At 52.8% G+C, this 19,014-nt stretch carries 20 protein-coding genes, 2 tRNA genes and 1 other RNA gene; 14 read left to right on the forward strand and 9 right to left on the reverse strand.

The window, feature by feature from the left end; translation table 11 throughout:
* On the forward strand, positions 1–453 hold the full coding sequence (locus E3E33_RS06840) for an adenylyltransferase/cytidyltransferase family protein (protein ID WP_167711368.1): 453 nt from the start codon (positions 1–3) through the stop codon (positions 451–453).
* Positions 454–549: 96 nt separating this feature from the next.
* Here the strand turns inward: E3E33_RS06840 and E3E33_RS06845 are convergent, their stop codons facing one another.
* From E3E33_RS06845 to E3E33_RS06860, 4 genes are all read right to left on the reverse strand, one after another.
* Positions 550–894: a hypothetical protein gene (locus E3E33_RS06845; RefSeq protein WP_012572214.1), complete on the reverse strand. Its 345-nt coding sequence runs from the start codon at positions 892–894 to the stop codon at positions 550–552.
* Positions 881–1,651, reverse strand: a complete 771-nt coding sequence (locus tag E3E33_RS06850; protein ID WP_167711367.1) for a ParA family protein — start codon at positions 1,649–1,651, stop codon at positions 881–883. Before E3E33_RS06850 ends, E3E33_RS06845 begins: the two co-directional genes overlap by 14 nt.
* Positions 1,652–1,684: 33 nt before the next feature.
* Complete coding sequence (gene ftsZ / locus E3E33_RS06855) at positions 1,685–2,935, reverse strand: cell division protein FtsZ (RefSeq protein ID WP_167711366.1); 1,251 nt, start codon at positions 2,933–2,935, stop codon at positions 1,685–1,687.
* A gap of 65 nt (positions 2,936–3,000) precedes the next feature.
* On the reverse strand, positions 3,001–3,192 hold the full coding sequence (locus E3E33_RS06860) for a ribbon-helix-helix domain-containing protein (RefSeq protein ID WP_167711365.1): 192 nt from the start codon (positions 3,190–3,192) through the stop codon (positions 3,001–3,003).
* A 209-nt stretch (positions 3,193–3,401) separates the two neighbouring features.
* Between E3E33_RS06860 and cgi121 the strand changes: the two genes are divergently transcribed.
* The 5 genes from cgi121 to E3E33_RS06885 all read left to right on the forward strand — a co-directional run bounded on the left by cgi121 (position 3,402) and on the right by E3E33_RS06885 (position 6,884).
* On the forward strand, positions 3,402–3,809 hold the full coding sequence (gene cgi121, locus E3E33_RS06865; protein WP_167711364.1) for a KEOPS complex subunit Cgi121: 408 nt from the start codon (positions 3,402–3,404) through the stop codon (positions 3,807–3,809).
* An 85-nt stretch (positions 3,810–3,894) separates the two neighbouring features.
* Positions 3,895–5,073: a pyridoxal phosphate-dependent aminotransferase gene (locus tag E3E33_RS06870; protein WP_012572219.1), complete on the forward strand. Its 1,179-nt coding sequence runs from the start codon at positions 3,895–3,897 to the stop codon at positions 5,071–5,073.
* Positions 5,074–5,086: 13 nt separating this feature from the next.
* Positions 5,087–5,350 carry a TMEM165/GDT1 family protein gene (locus E3E33_RS06875; RefSeq protein WP_012572220.1) on the forward strand — a complete coding sequence of 88 codons (264 nt, stop codon included), beginning with the start codon at positions 5,087–5,089 and terminating at the stop codon, positions 5,348–5,350.
* Positions 5,351–5,362: 12 nt separating this feature from the next.
* Positions 5,363–6,568: an MFS transporter gene (locus E3E33_RS06880; RefSeq protein ID WP_167711363.1), complete on the forward strand. Its 1,206-nt coding sequence runs from the start codon at positions 5,363–5,365 to the stop codon at positions 6,566–6,568.
* A complete protein-coding gene (locus tag E3E33_RS06885; RefSeq protein WP_012572222.1) occupies positions 6,558–6,884 on the forward strand; it encodes a hypothetical protein in 327 nt (108 codons plus the stop codon). Before E3E33_RS06880 ends, E3E33_RS06885 begins: the two co-directional genes overlap by 11 nt.
* 519 nt (positions 6,885–7,403) lie before the next feature.
* On the opposite strand, the gene E3E33_RS06890 is transcribed toward E3E33_RS06885, so the two are convergent.
* The 5 genes from E3E33_RS06890 to ffs form a co-directional block, all read right to left on the reverse strand.
* Positions 7,404–7,481, reverse strand: a tRNA-Gly gene (locus E3E33_RS06890).
* Between the two features lie 12 nt (positions 7,482–7,493).
* Positions 7,494–7,570, reverse strand: a tRNA-Phe gene (locus E3E33_RS06895).
* A gap of 93 nt (positions 7,571–7,663) precedes the next feature.
* Positions 7,664–8,383: a 7-cyano-7-deazaguanine synthase QueC gene (gene queC, locus E3E33_RS06900; RefSeq protein ID WP_012572223.1), complete on the reverse strand. Its 720-nt coding sequence runs from the start codon at positions 8,381–8,383 to the stop codon at positions 7,664–7,666.
* A 45-nt stretch (positions 8,384–8,428) separates the two neighbouring features.
* On the reverse strand, positions 8,429–9,331 hold the full coding sequence (locus tag E3E33_RS06905; protein ID WP_167711362.1) for a dihydroorotate dehydrogenase: 903 nt from the start codon (positions 9,329–9,331) through the stop codon (positions 8,429–8,431).
* Positions 9,332–9,394: 63 nt separating this feature from the next.
* Positions 9,395–9,708, reverse strand: an RNA gene (ffs, locus tag E3E33_RS06910) — signal recognition particle sRNA.
* Positions 9,709–9,832: 124 nt separating this feature from the next.
* Here ffs and E3E33_RS06915 point away from each other — a divergent pair.
* The 8 genes from E3E33_RS06915 to E3E33_RS06950 all read left to right on the forward strand — a co-directional run bounded on the left by E3E33_RS06915 (position 9,833) and on the right by E3E33_RS06950 (position 19,001).
* Complete coding sequence (locus E3E33_RS06915) at positions 9,833–11,269, forward strand: FAD-dependent oxidoreductase (protein WP_167711361.1); 1,437 nt, start codon at positions 9,833–9,835, stop codon at positions 11,267–11,269.
* Positions 11,266–11,772 carry a 4Fe-4S dicluster domain-containing protein gene (locus tag E3E33_RS06920; RefSeq protein ID WP_167711360.1) on the forward strand — a complete coding sequence of 169 codons (507 nt, stop codon included), beginning with the start codon at positions 11,266–11,268 and terminating at the stop codon, positions 11,770–11,772. The genes E3E33_RS06915 and E3E33_RS06920 overlap by 4 nt, the downstream gene beginning before the upstream one ends.
* 205 nt (positions 11,773–11,977) lie before the next feature.
* A complete protein-coding gene (locus E3E33_RS06925) occupies positions 11,978–12,250 on the forward strand; it encodes a (2Fe-2S)-binding protein (protein ID WP_167711359.1) in 273 nt (90 codons plus the stop codon).
* Positions 12,243–13,409, forward strand: coding sequence for an FAD-binding oxidoreductase (locus tag E3E33_RS06930; RefSeq protein ID WP_167711358.1), 1,167 nt, complete (start codon positions 12,243–12,245; stop codon positions 13,407–13,409). The genes E3E33_RS06925 and E3E33_RS06930 overlap by 8 nt, the downstream gene beginning before the upstream one ends.
* 162 nt (positions 13,410–13,571) lie before the next feature.
* Positions 13,572–15,482, forward strand: coding sequence for a KamA family radical SAM protein (locus E3E33_RS06935; RefSeq protein WP_342764294.1), 1,911 nt, complete (start codon positions 13,572–13,574; stop codon positions 15,480–15,482).
* Positions 15,483–15,560: 78 nt separating this feature from the next.
* The gene (gene pyrH, locus E3E33_RS06940; protein WP_167711397.1) at positions 15,561–16,238 is read left to right on the forward strand and encodes a UMP kinase; all 678 of its coding nucleotides are present in this window, start codon (positions 15,561–15,563) and stop codon (positions 16,236–16,238) included.
* 65 nt (positions 16,239–16,303) lie between these two features.
* A complete protein-coding gene (locus tag E3E33_RS06945; RefSeq protein WP_167711357.1) occupies positions 16,304–17,620 on the forward strand; it encodes a potassium channel family protein in 1,317 nt (438 codons plus the stop codon).
* A gap of 61 nt (positions 17,621–17,681) precedes the next feature.
* The gene (locus E3E33_RS06950) at positions 17,682–19,001 is read left to right on the forward strand and encodes an NAD(P)/FAD-dependent oxidoreductase (protein ID WP_167711396.1); all 1,320 of its coding nucleotides are present in this window, start codon (positions 17,682–17,684) and stop codon (positions 18,999–19,001) included.
* Positions 19,002–19,014 lie beyond the last annotated feature (13 nt).

The raw sequence follows: 19,014 nt of genomic DNA on the forward strand, positions 1-19,014 counted from the left end.
ATGGAAAAAAAGGAGAGAAAGAAGATTAGAGTCCTCGCCGGCGGAGTCTTTGACCTCCTCCACGTTGGCCACATCCACTTCTTGAGCCAGGCAAAGAGCCTTGGAGATGAGCTGGTGGTCATAGTCGCCCACGATGAGACGGTTAGAATGCAGAAGCGCCGCGAGCCGGTGAACCCCGCTGAGGACAGAGCCGAGCTTTTGAGAGCACTCAAGATGGTGGACGAGGTATACATTGGCTCTCCAGGGACGATAGACTACGAGCTTGTCAGGAAAATAAATCCGGATATTGTTGCAATAGGGCCCGATCAGGGATTCAGCTGCGAGAGGCTGAAGGAGGAACTGAGAAAGCACGGAATAAACTCCGAGGTCATAAGGATCCCATACCTCTACAAAGAGGATAGGGCAAAGACGAGCAAAATAATTCAAAGGATAGTGGAAACATACTGTGAGTGATTCCAGCTCTGATTTCAGTCCTTATTTCATCACGGATCCTTCCCAACGGGAGTTGGAGCCGATTCCGACACTTATTTCGCTTGTCCTAGATTAACGTTAGAGCTTAAACCGTCCCATGTACTCCCTCAGGAACTCGGGGTCTTCCCTCTTAACGGCACTCATTAACTCGTTGAATTTCTTTTCGCCAAGGGCCAGCTTGAGGTAGTAGTAGAGGTTAACTGCATCCTCCACGATGGCGCTCTGCCTCCTGCCCTCTTCTCCGTAGAGCTCAATGAGCTTCCTGTTCATGTCGAGGCTTATGTAGAGGGTCTTCTGCTTCTTCTCCTTCTTCAGGTCTTTTGATTTCAATTTGACCTTCTCCTCCAGTTTCTTTGGCCTAGAAGGCTTGGTAAGCTCGTTAACGGAACCGTCAAAAAGTCTCGGGATTTTATCCTTCGACAATCTCAACCACCTCTCTGGCGAGCTTTAAGAGGGCCTTTGCGGCCCGTCCGTCACCCTCAAACTCGAATATGCTCAGCCCCTGGCTCTGGGCCTTCTCGAGTGCTATGGCCTTTGGGATCGTCGTCAGAATCGGCGCATCTGGATAGGTTTCCTTCAGCTCCCTGAGGCGCATCTTGGGAACCTTAGTCTGGCGCGTGAACTTGTTGGGAACTAAACCAAGCAGCTTGAGGTTCTCGTTGGTCTCTTCCCTTATCATGCGCATCAGGTTGAACATGAGCTGCATTCCGATGACACCGAAGTAGCTGAGCTCGAGTGGGATTAGAACGTAATCTGACGCCGTGAGTGAGTTAACCAAGAAGATTCCCATGCTCGGCGGGTTGTCTATGAGCACGTAGTCGTAGTCGGGCAGTATAGGGGTTAAAGCCTTTTCAAGTCTCCTCTCGCGGTTGTAGGCGTTGATTATCTCTATTTCCTTGGCCGAGAGGTTGAGGTGGCTCGGTATCAGGTGGAGATTCTCCCTGACCTCGACGATGGTTTCTTCGACACTGCTCTCTCTCGTCATCAGCGTTCCGACGTTGTTTTCCCCGTATTCGAGCACATCCATGCCGATCAGGCCGAAGGTGAGGTTGAACTGAGGGTCGATGTCCACGAGAAGAACGCGCTTGCCCATCGAGGCCAGCGCGTGACCGAGGTTCATAGTGATCGTCGTTTTTCCAACTCCACCCTTTTGGTTGGCTACGCTAATCACCACTGCCATAGAATCACCTGCTCAAAGTTAAAGATGAAGAAGTCAGGTAAAGTCGATAAAGTCGTCGAGAACCCTCTTCGCGTAGGGGGGAAGCTCCTTTTTGTTCTTCTTGTTACCCGAGATAACCCTCCAGATTTTGTCCGCTCCATCGCCATCCGACTTGAAGGGCTTTATCGGCTCTGGGGCTATCAGGTTCTCCTTGAATGATGAGCCCATCTGGAGGGCGTGCTCCCCGCCAAGTATGTGCGGTGATTTAACCCCGGTCATGATTACCATCGCACGAACGACTTTACCCATGTCCTCGTCTATCCTAGCGCCCCACTTTATCTCCGACTTTTCACCGAGCTTCTCATAGACAATGTCCATAGCGGCGTTTATCTCGCCCAGGCTGACGTCCGGACCAACGGTGAAGTGAACCAGAGCCTTATCACCGCTGCCAAACTCAACTTCAAGCATCTTGTTCTCAAGGGCGTTCTTGACGGCATCCACTGCCCTGTTGCTGGAGTCACTCTCACCTATCCCGATGAGGGCAGCTCCACCGTTGTGCATGACGCTGTAAACGTCGGCGAAGTCAATGTTAACCATAGAGGGCAGCTTTATGGTCTCGGTGATGCCTTTGACCATCCTTGCTATTATCTCATCCGCAAAGCGGAAGGCGGCATTGATGGGCAGCTTCGGAACGAGCTTGAGGAGCTTGTCGTTCTCGATAATTATGACGGTGTCCGAGTAGTACATGAGGGCTTTTATACCCGCCCTGGCTTTCTCTATCCTTATCTTACCCTCGTTCCTAAACGGAAACGTGACAACGCTAACAACGAGCGGCTCCCTAAAGCGACCGTTGTGTCTAGCGCGCTCCTTGATAACTTTAGCGACGACTGGAGCGGCGCCCGTACCTGTGCCGTTGCCCATACCTGCTGTTATGAAAACCAAATCAGCGTCACCTATGGTCTCGGCAATCTCGTGGGCGCTCGCCTCGGCTGCCCGGTAGCCTATCTCAGGGTTCCCGCCGGAACCCTTGCCGTGAGTTATCTCTCTACCAAGGAGAAGCTTCTTATGAGCCTTCGTCCTAGCAAGGTGCTGAGCATCGGTGTTCATGGCTATCAGCTCAGCACCCTGGACACCAAGTTCGTAGAGTCTAGTTATGGTGTTGTTTCCAGAACCGCCAACGCCGACTATTACAATCCTTATCAGGTCGTCTAAATTATCCTCTGAAAATCCATCTAGCTTTGCCGTCTTCGGCTCGTCGTCCAAATCGAGTTTAATTCCGGCCTGTTCCAAGAGCTTAAATACCATTGGCCCCAACCCCCTCAGTCCATCAGCCATTAGAGGATAGTGATTTTAACGTTGATTTTAGCGGCTTATTTCATGATGTAGTCGGGCGTTGAGCGTTCCTCAGTCTCAAACTGATAGAGTTCCTTCTTCAGGAGCTCGCGAATGGCTTCTCTGATAATCTCGCTTCTGTTAGGATAGACTCCCTTCCTAACGAGTTGATCCATGGCGTTAATCAGTCCCCGGGGGAGCTGTACACTGATGATACGCATCTTGCTCATCGTTGCACCACCCAGTCCAGCAAGCCGCTGAAATAAGTAGTGCTTTAATTAGTTAAATACTTTGCGCTTGCTTAATATTACTAGCATATTATGATTTTCAAAAAATTTTTTGAAAAAACCAAAAAAACAAAAAATAGTCCAACCCAAGAAAAATTGGAGGGGAGAAAGGGTTTTAACTTCAGAAATTTCAGCTAACTCTGGGTGGCTCGATGAGAAAAATACTAGATCGCCTTCACATCGCAAAGGTCCGTGTAGACAATGCCGAGGAGCTCATCCCAAAGCTGGGTGGGGACTTTCAGATAGTGAACGTTGAATGTTGGGAGGCCGCAGCATTTGCAGCACTCTTAGCCCTTCGTTCATTTGAGAGGGGAACAAACCACGCGAGAACCGTGGGCGGCGAGCTGCTTCTCCGTCTTGCCGGGACACTTCAGATAAAGGATGCAATAGCCCAACATGGAATAAGAAATGGAGAGAACTACCTGGTTGTCTTTGGGGGCCGTGAGCGGGCAGAATCAATACTCCAAGAACTAGGTCTCAAGGAGTTACCAATGAACGATTGTGATAAGGAAAAAGTGAAAACTTTTTTTGAAAAGGCTGCCCTCGTTGAAGTTTTATAGGCATTAGATGCCCATTTTTGTACTTCATTGAGGATAGGTTTATAAAATTCCGTCCTCATTTTCGGACTGCCCGAGGTGATGCTCGATGAGATATAAAAAGCGCAAGTACTTCCTTGCAGGGCGTATAAACCTCATCCAGCGCTCAAAAATCAGAGAACTTTTTGAGAAAGCCAGAAAAATGGAGGATGTCATTTCCCTTGGAATAGGGGAGCCCGATTTCGACACGCCCGATGTCGTTAAGGATGCTGCGAAGAGAGCCATTGACGAAGGTTACACCCACTACACACCCAACGCAGGCATTCCAGAGTTCAGGGAGGCCATAGCTGAGTACTACAAGACCCACTACAAGGTTGACGTTTCTCCCGACGATATAATCGTTACCGCTGGCGCTTATGAAGCAACTTACCTCGCCTTCCAGACGCTTCTCGAAGGGGATGACGACGTTATAATCCCCGATCCTGCTTTTGTCTGCTATGTTGAAGATGCCAAAATCGCCGAGGCGGGGATAATAAGAATCCCCCTCCGCGAGGAGAACGAGTTCCAGATTGATCCTGATGAACTTGTCGAGGCTATAACCAAACGTACCAGGATGTTAGTTATCAACTACCCCAACAACCCCACAGGTGCAGTCCTCAAGAAGAAAACCGTGAAAGCCATAGCTGATATAGCCGAGGACTACAACCTTTACATCCTTAGCGACGAACCTTATGAGCACTTCCTCTATGAGGGGGCCAAACACTACCCCATGATCAAGTACGCCCCTGACAACACAATCCTCGCGAACAGCTTCTCGAAGACTTTCGCCATGACCGGCTGGCGTTTGGGCTTTGCCATAGCGCCGACCCAAGTAATCAGGGATATGATAAAGCTCCACGCCTATGTCGTTGGAAACGTTACCTCCTTCGTTCAGATAGCAGGAATAACGGCCCTGAGAGACAAGCGCAGCTGGGAAGCAGTTGAAAGGATGCGCCAGACCTACGCCGAAAGGAGAAGGCTCGTTCTTAAGTACCTCAACAAGATGCCCCACATAACGCCGTTCAGACCGAAGGGCGCCTTCTATATCTGGGCCAAAATTGACCCAGAGCTCGATATGAGCAGCGAGGACTTTGCCGAGTGGCTGCTCGAGAACGCGAGGGTTGTCGTTATTCCAGGAACCGCCTTCGGCAAGGCCGGTGAGGGATGGATAAGGATAAGCTACGCCACTAAGAAGAGTCAGCTCCTAGAGGCGCTGGAAAGAATGAATGAGGCACTATCAAAGCTCTAACGGTGAACAAGACATGGATGGTATCCTCACCATCTTCATTGCAATATTTCTTGCCGAGCTGGGGGATAAAACCCAGCTCGCAACGATAGCCTTTGCTTCCAAATACGGCTGGAAGACAGCCTTCATTGGAGCGATCTTGGGCCTGGCGGCGGTCAATCTTATCGGCGCATTTCTGGGGGACAAGCTTGGCGACGTACTGCCCCTGGACGTTGTTCACAAGCTTGCTGGAGGACTTTTCATTATTTTCGGCGTGCTAATGATACTCGGAAAGCTTTAGGGAGGAGATATCATGGACAAACGGTGGAGGTCAGTCCTGCTCGACACGCTGGTTATGACTGCCGGTTTTGGAACTCTCACCATGATGGCCGTTGCGAAGCCCGACGTCATGGCGCACTTCGGAATCGACAGTGCCGCCTACGAGTGGCAGCATATCGCTTATGTTTTCGGTCTCTTCATAGCCTTCCTTCTCGGCCATACCAAAATCTACGAGGGCAGCTTTAAGAGGAGCGTTGCAATAGCTTTGAGCTGGGCTGCTGTAACCCAGGCGCTCATCCCACTCGCTCCCAATTGGCACGTTGTCGTTTTCCTGAGATTCATTCAGGGATTCGTCGTCACGCTCGTTCCGCTCTTTAGCACCCAGATAGCTCACTTCTTCGTGGCTGAAAGGCCCTTCGCCAAGGGCATAATCCTCTCGGGCATCTTCTGGGGCGGCGTGTTTGGAAGCATAAGCGCAAAGTACGCTGTTGAGACTTTCGGCTGGAAAGGCGGCTTCTGGAGCACAGTCGTTATCATGTACACTGTCCTGGCCATATGGTGGCTGTTCACCGAGGACTTTGAGATAAGCCACAGAAATGAGGCCAGCACAAAGATCAACGTCTGGAAGATGCCGTTCACCTGGATTCTTGGCCTGACTTTCTTCCCAGCTCTGTGGATAATCTTCACCATCGTCGGTTTCTCAGCTTCGCTCGGCTATGAGATTGGCTGGACTAAGGAGCACGTGGCAACCCTAAGTACCAGCCTGAACATATCAAAGGCCCTCTGGAGCATAGGTATGGGCTACGTGGGCTACCTGCTCTCAAGAAAGAACCCGACAGCCAGGGGACTCTTCAAGGCCATTGTTCAGGTCATGATATTCTCCTACGCGGTGGCCTTTGTCGGTCTGCTCGTGTATGGGAAGGCCATGCTGGCGGGCAACTACACCCTCGCACTTGCTTCCGTTGTCCTCATCGGCGCCCTCCAGGGAACGGGACCGGCGTTCTGGACCAGCGCTCCAGCCACCTACCCGAAGAGCATCTTCCCCAAGGCCAGCTTTGCCCTTGGACTCATCTCCAACTCTGCCAACATCATAGCCCCGGGCCTTACTGATGCGCTGGCGAGGCAGAGTACTGCCCTTGCCCTCGGGGAGCTGGCGATAATGCCCCTTCTCGGAATTCTGACGCTGGTGATTGTTTCGAGGATGAAACTCCCCGTGGAGGAACTCGGCGATGAGGTCTAAGCCCATCGTCATTTCATTCTTTCTGATTTTGGCGGCTTACTTCTACGGAATGGCAGCGATAAGCTTTGGAGATAGGTACACCTTCGGGGGCTTTATCGTAATAGCGACGATCCATCTCCTATTCGCTTATGGAATCAAAACTGGCCGCGATCTCGTAGTCGATGTCGCTCCCCATATAGCACTCCTTGACTTTCTCTTCGGCCTGCTGTGGGTTCTCATCGGCCTTTCGATTCCAGCGGTAAGCTTAACGCTGCTCTCAGCACTGGCGCTTTTCATACTGCTGGATGAGGAAGTCAGAATGGAGCTGAAGAGCTGAACAATACCTCTGCCTGTGCATCCTGAGACTGTCGTTTCAGTTCCTCCCGCTCCACCGGAGGAAGTTTGATTAAAGAGTTAACTTCTCACTAAACTGGCTGGCACGCTTTCACGTCTTATCAAACTCGCGAGTTTAACACAGGTTTAACTCAAAAGTCAGCGAATGAAGAGCCTGCGAAGTTAGTATGTGAAGAAAAATGCACGAACCCCATCAAATTCCTCCAGCAAAGCGGACTTCACCTTAAATCCGCTGGAATGAGTTTGCATGTCTTTTTCAAAAACAGCAAATTCCAAGGGTTTAACTTGAAAACCTGTGAATTGAAATGTTTCACTTTCCTCTTAACGCCCGAAGGGCGTTATTCCTGCAGTGAAACGATATAAAACTGGCAAAATGCGAAGTAAACCACTCAAAAACTACCAGTTTGAGAGGACATGCGAGCCTTGATCAAACTCAACGGGACGATAGTCCCGTGCGTTGAAGCTTCGCTTCAACGTCGCGCAGGCGAAGTTTGTTAGAATGTGGTGCGGTGGCCGGGATTTGAACCCGGGTCACCGGCTTGGAAGGCCGGTGTCCTAGACCAGGCTAGACTACCACCGCATTGAGAGAAAGTGGTGGGGCGAGGGGGATTTGAACCCCCGACACCCGGATCTTCAGTCCGGCGCTCTCCCAGGCTGAGCTACCGCCCCACGCCCAATGGATAGGGTAGAGAGCGTATTTATAAATCTTGCGGTGGTATGGCCAGAGGTCTTTAAAAATTTAAAGAGGATGGAGAAAGGCAGTTATATCTTCGGCTCAACGGCATAAACGGTTCTGTCCTCTCCAAGTGCTTCCATCAGACCGCGATGCCTCCTGACGCAGCTCTCGCACTCGCCGCAGTGTATAGGCTTGCCATCCTCCGTGAAGCCCTTAGGCATGTAGCAAGAGTTAGAGTACTCGTACTTTGCATCTAGTTCTTTCAAGAGTTCTGCGATTCCCTTCTTGTCGAGGTCTATGAGCGGGGCAACGACCCTAACTTCCGCCATCGCTCCGTACTTCAGCATCTCGTTCATCCTCTCGACGAACTCGGGCGTGTTGTCAGGGAACGTTGCTCCCTCTTCAGCGTTGAAGCCGACTATTATATCGCCTCCACCAAGCGCATCAAGGAGCGAAGCAGCGACGCTGATGAGAACGACATTCCTTGCTGGAACCCAGACGCTTTTCGCGGTTTCCTGTGCAACGCCCATATCTTCGAGCTCTTCAGCGGTCACCTTTGGAGTCTCGCCGCCGACCAAGGTCGTCCCCCTCAGCTTCGAGAACTCCTCGAGAAAGTCAAGCCTAACTATTTTCAGCGGAACGTCCAGCTCCTTCGAGAAGAATTCCGCGACCCTATTAGTGACCTTCTCTTCATTGCTGCCGTAGTTTACTGTCAGCATTATCACCTCGTCGTAGTTCCTCTTCGCCCAGTAGAGGCAGGCCGTCGAGTCGAGCCCCCCGGAAAATAACACAACTGCGCGCTTCATGTTATCACCTCGCTTAGATTAAAAGGAGGACTGAAGGTTAAAAATCTACTCCAGCGCCAGCCCAACTATTTCCTCAATACTCTCAAAGCCTTCCTCCTCGAGATACCTCGCTATTCCCTCGTTTATCTCCCTGAAGACCTTCCAGCCCCGTAGAGCCACTGCAGTTCCTATCTGAAGTGCTCTTGCTCCAGCCAGAAGAAACTCGATCGCGTCCTGCCACGTAGTTATGCCGCCTATCCCGATGACCGGGATATTAAGGGCCTTGGCCAAATCGTAGACCGCCCTCAAGGCAACGGGCTTGACCCCAGGACCAGAGTAGCCGCCGACTCTGTTGCTCAGTATCGGCCTCCTCGCGTAGACGTCTATCGCTATCGCCTTCAGCGTGTTTATGGCTGCGACCGCATCTGCACCGGCCTTTTCAGCGGCCAGACCGAGCTTCGTTATGTCGTCTATGTTTGGCGTGAGCTTCGCTATAACGGGCTTGTCCGTCACATCCTTAACGGCTTTGACGACTTCGTAGACCATCTCCGGTCTCTGGCCTATCTCCATGCCGTAGCCCTTCGCATGGGGACAGCTGAGGTTGAGCTCGAAGGCATTGGCCACTTCGCTCAGCTTTTCAGCGAGAAAGGCAAACTCCTCCGGCGTTCCGCCGAATATCGATACTATCAGCGGAAAGTCAAAGGTGTAGCCTTCAACCATCTCCAGAAAGCCCTTCCAGCCGGGATTCGGAAGGCCCATCGCGTTTATCAGTCCATAGGGGAGCTCCACGATAGTGGGGTTGTCGTAGCCATTTCTCGGCTCGATTCCGATGGACTTGGTAACGACGCCGCCAGCACCTTCCTCATGAGCGCGTATCCACTGTTCAGGGGTCTTATCGTTTACTCCCGAGGCGAGAATAAGTGGATTTTCAAGCTTAAGACCGGCGACCTCAACGAAAAGCCTCACCACATTTAACACCCCGGAGGCAAAAGAGGTGGTTTGCTATTAAGGTTTTTGCCAGAATTTTAACGGCGGCGGGCGCGCCCGGGGGTGGGAACCCTCCACCGTCCGCTTCCACCGGGGCTCGCTCACCCCCGCTACCCCACGAGCGCCGAACGTCCCGCCTACCGCTGCTCCCTTCCGGGCCTGGCGGGGTTCGGCGGGCAAAGGGCGTTAGTCCGGCCCTCCAGCCGGACCCCGCCCACCGTCGGCCCCGTGGGACGAGGGATCATCGTTGTGCCCCGACTTCCGCAGGCGGCTTTGGGAACCGCCCCCCGGGCTTCGGCCCCGGCATATCGGCGGTTTCCGGTTACAGGGGACGCCGAACCCCCCGGCCTAGCCCGCCGCCAGCTAACTTATCCGCTCTTAGATATATAAAGCTTTGGTAGGTTCACAAACCAAAGGTTGCCCACCATTGGATTGAAAAATTTTCATAAGTTCCTGCACGGATGGGTGCACAGGTGATACATCATGCGCCTAACTGAACACCCTGTTCTGCGTTTTGAACGCGGAAGAGAAGTTATCATATACTTTGAAGGACAGCCAATCAAGGCCTACGAGGACGAAACCATCGCCGCTGCACTTCACGCTAATGGAATCAGAGTCCTGAACTACTCGGCCAACGAAAAGCGTCCAAGAGGCCTCTTCTGTGCCATTGGAAAGTGCTCCTCCTGTTTGATGGTCGTTAACGGAATCCCCAACGTCAGGACGTGCATAACCCTCGTCGAGGACGGCATGACCATAGAGCGCCAGAGAGGAAAGGCCGAGCTCCCGAAGGACGTCAAGCCGCCGGAGTGGAAGGATGCCAAGGTCGTGAAGGCAGACATCGTCATCATTGGAGGTGGGCCCGCCGGACTGATGGCGGCAATCCATGCGGCCGACGCAGGAGCAAAGATCGTTCTTCTCGACGAGAATCCGATGCTCGGCGGTCAGCTCGTCAAGCAGACCCACAAGTTCTTTGGCAAACGCGAGCAGTTCGCTGGAGTGAGGGGCGTCGAGATAGCTAGGATTCTGGAGGATGAGGTCAGAAAAAGGGAGAACGTCGAGGTCTTCCTCGAAACTTCGGCGGTGGGAATATTCCAAGATGGAGATGAGAAGCTCGTTCTGGCCGTCAAAAACAACCGCGAGCTGATAGAGTTCCGTGGAAGGGCCGTCATCGTCGCCACCGGTGCGATGGAGAAGATGATTCCCTTCGAGAACAACGATCTGCCCGGAATCTACGGTGCTGGAGCCATTCAGACCCTCATGAACACCTACGGGGTGAAGCCGGGCGACAAGGTTCTAATCGTTGGTGCGGGCAACGTGGGACTTATTCTGGCGTATCAACTCATTCAGGCTGGAGTTGAAGTCAAGGCTATAGTCGAGGCGATGCCGAAGGTGGGAGGCTACTTCGTTCACGCGGCCAAGGTTAGACGCTTGAGCGTTCCGATACTGACCAGGCACACTATTCTTCGCGCTGAAGGAAGGGAGAGGGTCGAAAAAGCAATTGTTGCTCAGCTCGACGAGAACTGGAACGTTATTCCCGGAACGGAGAAGGTCTTCGAGGTCGATGTGATAGCCCTCGCGGTTGGCCTGAGGCCGAGCATAGAGCTCCTCCACCAGGTAGGCTGCCAGATAAAGTACATCCGGGAGCTCAGCGGCCATGTGGCAGTTCGCGACGAGTGGATGGAGACAACCGTGAGAGGCATCTTCGTGGCCGGCGATTCTGCCGGAATAGAGGAGGCTACCACTGCGATGCTGGAGGGCAAGATAGCAGGAATAGCCGCTGCCCTGAGGCTCGGCATAGCCGAAGAGAGCTGGGTCAAAGAGATAGAGAAGGCACAGAGAGACTTGGACGAGTTCCGCTCCGGACCCTTCGGCAGGCATGCTATGGAAGGTGTTAAGAAAGCTCTGGTGGTGAGAGAATGAGCGAGATTCCTGAGTACCTGAGAACCGGCTACATAACGCCCGAGGAGCTTCAGAAGTTCATCCCGCTTCCGAGCGAGGAGAGGCTGAGGAAAAGGCCAGTAGCAATTCCAGAGTGTCCGCAGGAGATACCCTGCGCCCCCTGCAGGGAGATATGTCCTACTGGAGCCATAAGCATGCCCACGCCGAACGATTTGCCCATCGTTGACTATGACAAGTGCATAGGCTGCTCTCTCTGTGTCCAGATATGCCCCGGCCTAGCATTCTTCATGATGCACTACGTTGGAGACAAGGCGAGGATAACGATGCCTCACGAGCTTCTGCCAGTTCCGGAGAGGGGCGAGGAGGTCGTTCTCCTTAACCGCGTCGGGGAGCCTGTTGGCAAGGGGAAAGTCCTCACGGTAGTCCCGAGGGAGAGAAGCAAGGGGGACACGCCGATAATCACTGTGGAGGTTCCAATAGAACTCGCCTGGGAGGTCAGAGCGGTTAAGGTGATGAGAGAATGACGGCCGCCGAGATTGTATCTGATGGGTGCCAAAAGATGGGACACCTCTGTAAGGTTCACAGTCATCTCGCGCCCGAAGGGCGCATTTCAGGGGTGAACAACAGAATGGCATCAATTGCGCGGGCACCCAATATCGTTGAAGCTAGTTTGGGAGTCAGAAACATTCCGCCAGCGCTTTCATCAGAAAGAGCTGTGGTGGTGAAAGAATGAGCGGGAAGAAAATCGTCTGCCGCTGCAACGACGTCACGGTTGAAGGCGTCGAGAGGCTCATCGACTCGGGCATCACGGACATCGAGGAAATCAAGCGGCTTCTCAGGATAGGCATGGGGCCCTGCCAGGGAAGGACGTGCATCCCGATTGTAATCTCAATCCTCGCGAGGAAGACGGGAAAGAGGCAGGAGGATATACCGCTCCCAAAGTCGAGGGTTCCGATAATGCCCGTCCGCGTCGAGGTTCTGGTGGGTGGTGCCGATGAGTAAGATAGCGATCATCGGCGGCGGAATAATAGGCGTCGCGACGGCCTATGAGCTGGCAAAGCTCGGAGAAGAGGTAATCCTCTTCGAGAAGAACTACTTCGGCTCAGGTTCGACCTTCCGCTGTGCAACGGGAATACGGGCGCAGTTCACGGACGAGGCCAACATCAGGCTCATGAAGTACGCCATCGAGCGCTGGGAGAGACTTGAAGAGGAGCTCGGGGCCGAGATAGGCTTCCGGCACTCTGGTTACCTCTTCCTGGCGACGAGTGAGGAGGAGGTTGAAGCCTTTAAAAACAACATAAAGCTCCAGAACAGCTTTGGCGTTCCCACGAGGCTCATAGATATGGACGCGGCAAAGGAAATAGTCCCGCCACTCAACACGGAACCATTCTTGGCCGGGGCCTGGAACCCGATGGACGGAAAGGCCAACCCATTCAAGACGCTCTTTGCATATCTCACGAAAGCCAAGGAGATGGGCGTTGACGCGAGGGAGCACACCGAAGTTGTGGCTCTGGAGCGCGAGGGGGACAAGATAATCGCGGTGAAGTTCAGAAGCAACGGAAAGGTTGAGAGCGTTAAGGTTGACGCCCTTCTCAACGCGGCCAACGCATGGGCACCGCTGATTAACGAGATGGCAGGCCTGAGCAGGGAACTCGTTCCAATAACCGCGTACAAGCACCAGCTCGTGAAGACGGAGCCCCTCAAGCCGGGTCAGGTCGAACCCCTCGTCTGTCCGCCAAGCTGGAACGACAGCTACCTCATCCAGGACGGCGAGGACGGTGGAATAATCTGTGGCTCGGGAATAGAGCACAAAGCCAAAAGCCTCGACGACTACGAGCCGACCTACGACTTTCTGAGGGGTGTGCTGAAATACGCCGTTCAGATAATTCCCGCCATCAGACACGCCCATATCGTCCGCCAGTGGGCCGGCTTCTACGCTAAAACGCCTGACAAGAACCCTGCCATAGGAAGGCTCCTCGACAACTTCTACATTGCGGCAGGCTTCAGCGGCCACGGCTTCATGATGGCTCCAGCGGTTGCCCAAGCGATGGCGGAGTTCATGACCAAAGGAAAAAGCAAAGTGCCCCTCGACTGGGAGTGGTACGACCCGTACAGATTCGAGCGCGGCGAACTGAGGAGCTCGGCCTTTCAGATAGGCTAATATATCCCAAAAGTCTGCCAAATATTCTTTTGTTTTCTACACTATGTGACGCAGGTTATTCGAGAATGGGAGTAAAATTTAAATAGGTATTCTCAGAATTAATGCACGCATACGTACTTCCACGCCTCTTTCTGTCCTCTTCAAGGTCAGGAGGTGATCACCGTGATTAGGGTTGAGAGTGCCCTTTCAGCCTTTGGGGTTGAGAAGTCTCCATGGGGTCTTGAGCAGGGGGTGGGGCACGGAGAATTCATGGAAATCTTCGAGCCACTTCCAGAAATAGGCGAAATTCTCCAGAAGAGCGAGAGTCTTGAGGAGGCAAGGGAGAAGCTCCTGGAATTCACGAGGAACCTGGGGTGGAAGTTCAAAAGCGGCGAGATAGAGGTAAGCCCCATAGACAGGTGGCTCGCCATCTATGCCTGCGACGTCTTTGAGAACATTCTCTCGCCATACAACGAAAAGGCAGCAGGCTTCTCAACGCTGGAATATCTCTGGAAAGCCGCCAAGGGCGACGAAAAGACCCTTAGTGTTCTCACTAAGGGATTCCTCGAGGAGTTCAGGCACCTCTTCCTTGCCATGTCTGGCAAGGCCAACTACTCCAAGGGCTGGCTTGGGCCGAAGCTGGAAAAAGCAGGCATAGTTTCACCCGACTTCAGTAAGGTTCACGGCAGGGAGGCAGGGAAGCTGCGCTCCGACTACCTCGATAAGGTCTACGAGTACATAAAGGCCTGGCTCGACCGCTATCCGAGTGGACTCGACGGGAGGATAATCAAGAAGAGGGAGGAGCAGAGGAAGCAGCTCGAGGAGTACTGGGGCATAGGCGATGAGGAGTGGTTCGACTACAGGTGGCAGTTCAGCCATGTCCTCAAGGGCAGGAAGGGCCTTGAAATCCTCAGAGAGCTCAACGAACTTGGCATCGTCAAGGTTCCAGAGGAGGATCTGGAAGAAGTCGAGAGAGCAGTCAAGTATCGCATTCCCTGGGGAATAACACCTTACTACCTCCACCTCTGGGACTTTAAGGAGCCCTACAAGGAGGACAGGCACGTCAGAAGGCAGGTGATGCCGCCCAAGTGGTACATGGACAACATGATACTCCACCGCAAGGACAGAGAGTACGCCTTCGACTTCATGGGCGAGCACGACACCTCTCCGATAGACCTCGTCACGAGGAGGTACGTGATGATAGCGATCCTCAAGGCCTTCGACACCTGCCCACAGATATGCGTCTACTGCCAGAGGAACTGGGAGGTCCTTGAACCCTTTATGGCAGGCTCGTTCCCGGGATGGGACAAGATAGAGAAGGCTATAGAGTGGTTCGGCGAGCGCGAGTCGATGATAGACGTGCTCATAACTGGAGGAGACCCCTTCGCCCTGAGCAACAAGATTATAGACAAGATAATGTCCCGTCTGAGCGAGTTCGACCACGTCATTAACATCCGCTGGGGAACAAGGATTCCAGTGACCGTCCCAATGCGCATAACTGAAGAGCTGGCCGAGATACTCGGATCGTACATCGAGCCAGGCAAGAGGAACGTGGCCGTCTCGACCCACGTAGAAACGGCCTACGAGGTGACCCCAGAGATGGCCAGGGCAGTCTACAACCTCAGGAGGCAGGGAATATACGTCTACAACCAGCTAGTCTACCAGAGAAACGTCAGCAGGCGCTTCGAGAACGTTGCACTTAGAATAGCCCTCAAGAAGATCGGCATCGATCCATACTACACCTTCTATCCCAAAGGTAAGATCGAGCAGAGAGACTATCTCGTGCCGATAGCGAGGGTCATCCAGGAGAGGAAAGAGGAGGCAAGGCTCTTACCGGGCCAGTTCAGGACGGACGAGCCGATCTTCAACGTGCCGAGGATGGGCAAGAACCACCTGAGGGCCTGGCAGGACAGGGAGCTCATAGCCATAAAGCCCGACGGAAGCAGGGTGTACCTCTTCCATCCGTGGGAGAAAGGCATCAGCGAGACGAAACTCTACACATACACAGACGTCCCAATAGAGGAGTATCTCCGCTATCTGGAGAGCATCGGGGAGAAGAGGGAGGACTACGAGACCATCTGGTACTACTACTGAGGACTTTCTACTCTTTTTGATATTTTACTGGCAAGAAAAGGTTATAAAGGGGCCCCAATTAGCATCGTGAGGGTCATCATGAGGATAGTCTTTGACATAGGCGGTTCAGTTCTCGTTCCGGACGATCCCGACATCGATTTTATCAAGGCCATCGCATATGAGCTCACCAAGATAAGCGAGGACCATGAGGTGGCTGTGGTAGTCGGCGGCGGCAAAGTGGCGCGCAAGTACATCAAGGCTGCGAAGACCTTCACGCCCAACGAGACCTTCAAGGACTACATAGGAATTCACATCACCAGGGCCAACGCAATGCTTCTAATAGCTGCGCTCGGCGAGAAAGCTTATCCCTTCGTCGTCCAGGACTTCAGGAAGGCCTGGGAGGTCATACAGCTCAAGAAGATACCCATAATGGGCGGAACTCACCCAGGACACACGACCGATGCGGTCGCTGCCCTTCTCGCCGAGTACCTGCAGGCCGACCTTCTGATCGTGGTCACCAACGTTGACGGTGTCTACGACAGCGATCCGAGGAAGAATCCTGACGCAAAGAAGCTCAACAGGATAACCGTCGACCAGCTCGTCGACATAGCGATGGAGGGCGAAAGCAAGGCCGGTGGAAGCGGCGTCGTCGATGCCCTTGCTGCGAAGTTCATCCAGCGCGGCAAGATAAGGACGTACATCGTGGGCAAGAAGGACGCCTACAGCCTCTTCGATGTGATAAAGGGTAAGCACAGCGGGACGGTTGTGGAGCCCTGAGGTTTTCTTTCCTTTTGACGGTTTTTAACGAAAACTTTTATAGTTCTGAGGAGTAAGGTATAGCCATGTGCAAGATGGCACACTTCGGGAACTGCGACCCCGAGACGGCCGACCAGGAGTACTGCATTTTTCACAAGCCGAACAAGACCGAGGAAGAGGCCGTAGAGTTCTACAGGAAGTTTCTGGAGAGGTTTAAGCCGAGACAAAGGGAGATTAAGAGAAGTGTGCCTCAAGGACAAAAAGTTGTTACATGTACTATTTTTGATATTCCTGTTGATTGTAGAGGATTCGTTTTCCCTAAAATTCCAAAAGATATGAAATCTCTATTTTCACATGCCATTTTTAGGAGAGGGGCAATATTTGATTGGACCATTTTTGAAGAACATGTCGATTTCACAGGAGCAGAGTTTTATGACTCTCCTAAAGGGAAAAGGTTCTTTGGAGGAGCTCGTTTTTATAAAGCTATTTTCAAAGGCAATGCGGATTTTGCGGGAGCGATATTCCATTGCAATGTCAAGTTTGAAGAAGTAGTTTTCGAAGGAGAAGCTTGGTTCGAGGGCTCTCATTTTGAACAAGTTACAGAGTTCACTAAAAGTAAATTTGAAGATATTGCAAACTTCGAATATGCAGTATTTGAAAAAGAGGTAAGTTTTTGGAAGGTTTCTTTTGGAAAAGAAGCTTGGTTTGTAGCAACTATTTTTAGGGGTGATGTAGATTTTGAGGAAACAACCTTTAATGAGGTTCCAATCTTTGCAGACTGGGAAGATTTTGCAGACGAAAATTGGAGGTCGCAGTATAAGTTTAAGTTTTATGGCAAACTGAACTTTTCTAATAGTGATATTCGCAAAGGAATAAAATTGGACCTTCCAAGTGAATGGTTCAAACTCCCAGAAGCCGAAATCGAAGCTCGCCGCGTCCAGCGTCTTAGCTATGAAAAAGAAGGCAAGCGCGACGAAGCCGACAGAATGTTCGTCCTCGAAATGCGCGCCAAAAGAAGGGCACGGCTAAGGAACGCACAGGGTAAGTTGGAGAAACTTAAAGCTCGCACTCACAACTTCATTGAATGGCTTTTGGGTGATCTGCCCTCAGAATATGGCACGAACTGGGTTCGGCTCTTTCTGCTTTCACTGCTCGTTATTATTGGCAACGCGGTTCCATACACCCTCTGGAGCGCCTACATTGACGGCTTTCCTCAAACCTCAAATTACCTCGTCCGCTTCGCCGACGCCCTCTACTACTCCCTCGTCACCTTCACAACCCTCGGCTATGGCGACATGCACCCGACCGGCTGGCTCAAAGCCTTGAGTGCCATTGAAGCCCTCACCGGTGCCATCTTCATGGCGCTTATCGTCGCCGTCATAGCAAGGAAGTGGATGCGCTAACCAACCTTCGGTTAAGGGCAGATTTTTATATCCCTCCTTCCTCTTTTCTCCGGTGGTGTCTATGAAAATCGTGGTCATCGGTTCTGGAACTGCCGGAAGCAACTTCGCCCTTTTTATGAGGAAGCTCGACAGGAAGGCGGAAATCATCGTCATCGGAAAGGAGGAGACGATGCAGTACTCGCCGTGTGCGCTCCCCCACGTGATAAGCGGCACGATAGAGAAGCCCGAGGACGTTATCGTCTTCCCGAACGAGTTCTACGAGAAGCAGAAAATAACCCTCATGCTCGGCACCGAGGCCAAGGAGATAGATAGGGAGCGGAAGGTTGTCATTACAGACAAGGGCGAAGTTCCCTACGACAAGCTCGTTCTGGCTGTAGGCTCAAAGGCCTTCGTCCCGCCGATCAAGGGCGTCGAGAACGAAGGCGTCTTCACGCTCAAGAGCCTCGACGACGTGAGGAAGATAAAGGCCTACATAGCCGAGAGGAAGCCGAAGAAAGCCGTCGTCATCGGTGCTGGCCTGATCGGTCTTGAAGGCGCGGAGGCCTTCGCAAAGCTCGGCATGGAGGTCCTCGTCGTCGAGCTGCTGGACAGGCTTCTGCCCACGATGCTGGACAAAGATATCGCCAAGCTCGTTCAAACGGAGATGGAGAGGCACGGCGTTTCCTTCCGCTTCGGCGTCGGTGTGAGCGAGATAATAGGCAGCCCCGTCAAGGCCGTAAAAATTGGTGACGAGGAAGTCGAGGCTGATCTGGTTCTCGTCGCCACCGGTGTGAGGGCCAACGTTGACCTCGCTAAAAAAGCGGGCCTCGAAGTTAACCGCGGAATAGTTGTCAACGAGCACCTCCAGACGAGCGACCCTGACATATACGCGATAGGCGACTGTGCGGAAGTTATTGACGCCGTTACTGGAGGGAGAATCCTCAGCCAGCTGGGAACTTCTGCAGTGAGGATGGCGAAAGTGGCAGCGGAGCACATAGCAGGAAAGGACGTCTCCTTCAGGCCCGTCTTCAACACGGCAATAACCGAGCTCTTCGGCCTTGAGATCGGCACCTTCGGCATAACGGAGGATAGGGCGAAGAAAGAGGGCATCGCGATAGCCGTTGGTAAGTTCAAAGGCTCCACCAAGCCCGAGTACTATCCCGGCGGCAAGCCGATAACCGTGAAGGTCATCTTCAGGAAGGACGATAGAAAGCTCATCGGAGCGCAGATAGTCGGCGGCGAGCGCGTCTGGGGCAGGATAATGACGCTCTCAGCTTTAGCACAGAAAGGTGCAACTGTCGAGGACGTTGTTTACTTAGAGACCGCCTACGCCCCGCCGATAAGCCCGACGATAGATCCGATAAGCGTTGCAGCCGAGATGGCTTTGAGGAAGTTCAAGTGACACCTCTTTTCTC

The organism is Thermococcus sp. GR5, assembly GCF_012027535.1.
In the GTDB taxonomy this organism is placed as follows: domain Archaea; phylum Methanobacteriota_B; class Thermococci; order Thermococcales; family Thermococcaceae; genus Thermococcus; species Thermococcus onnurineus.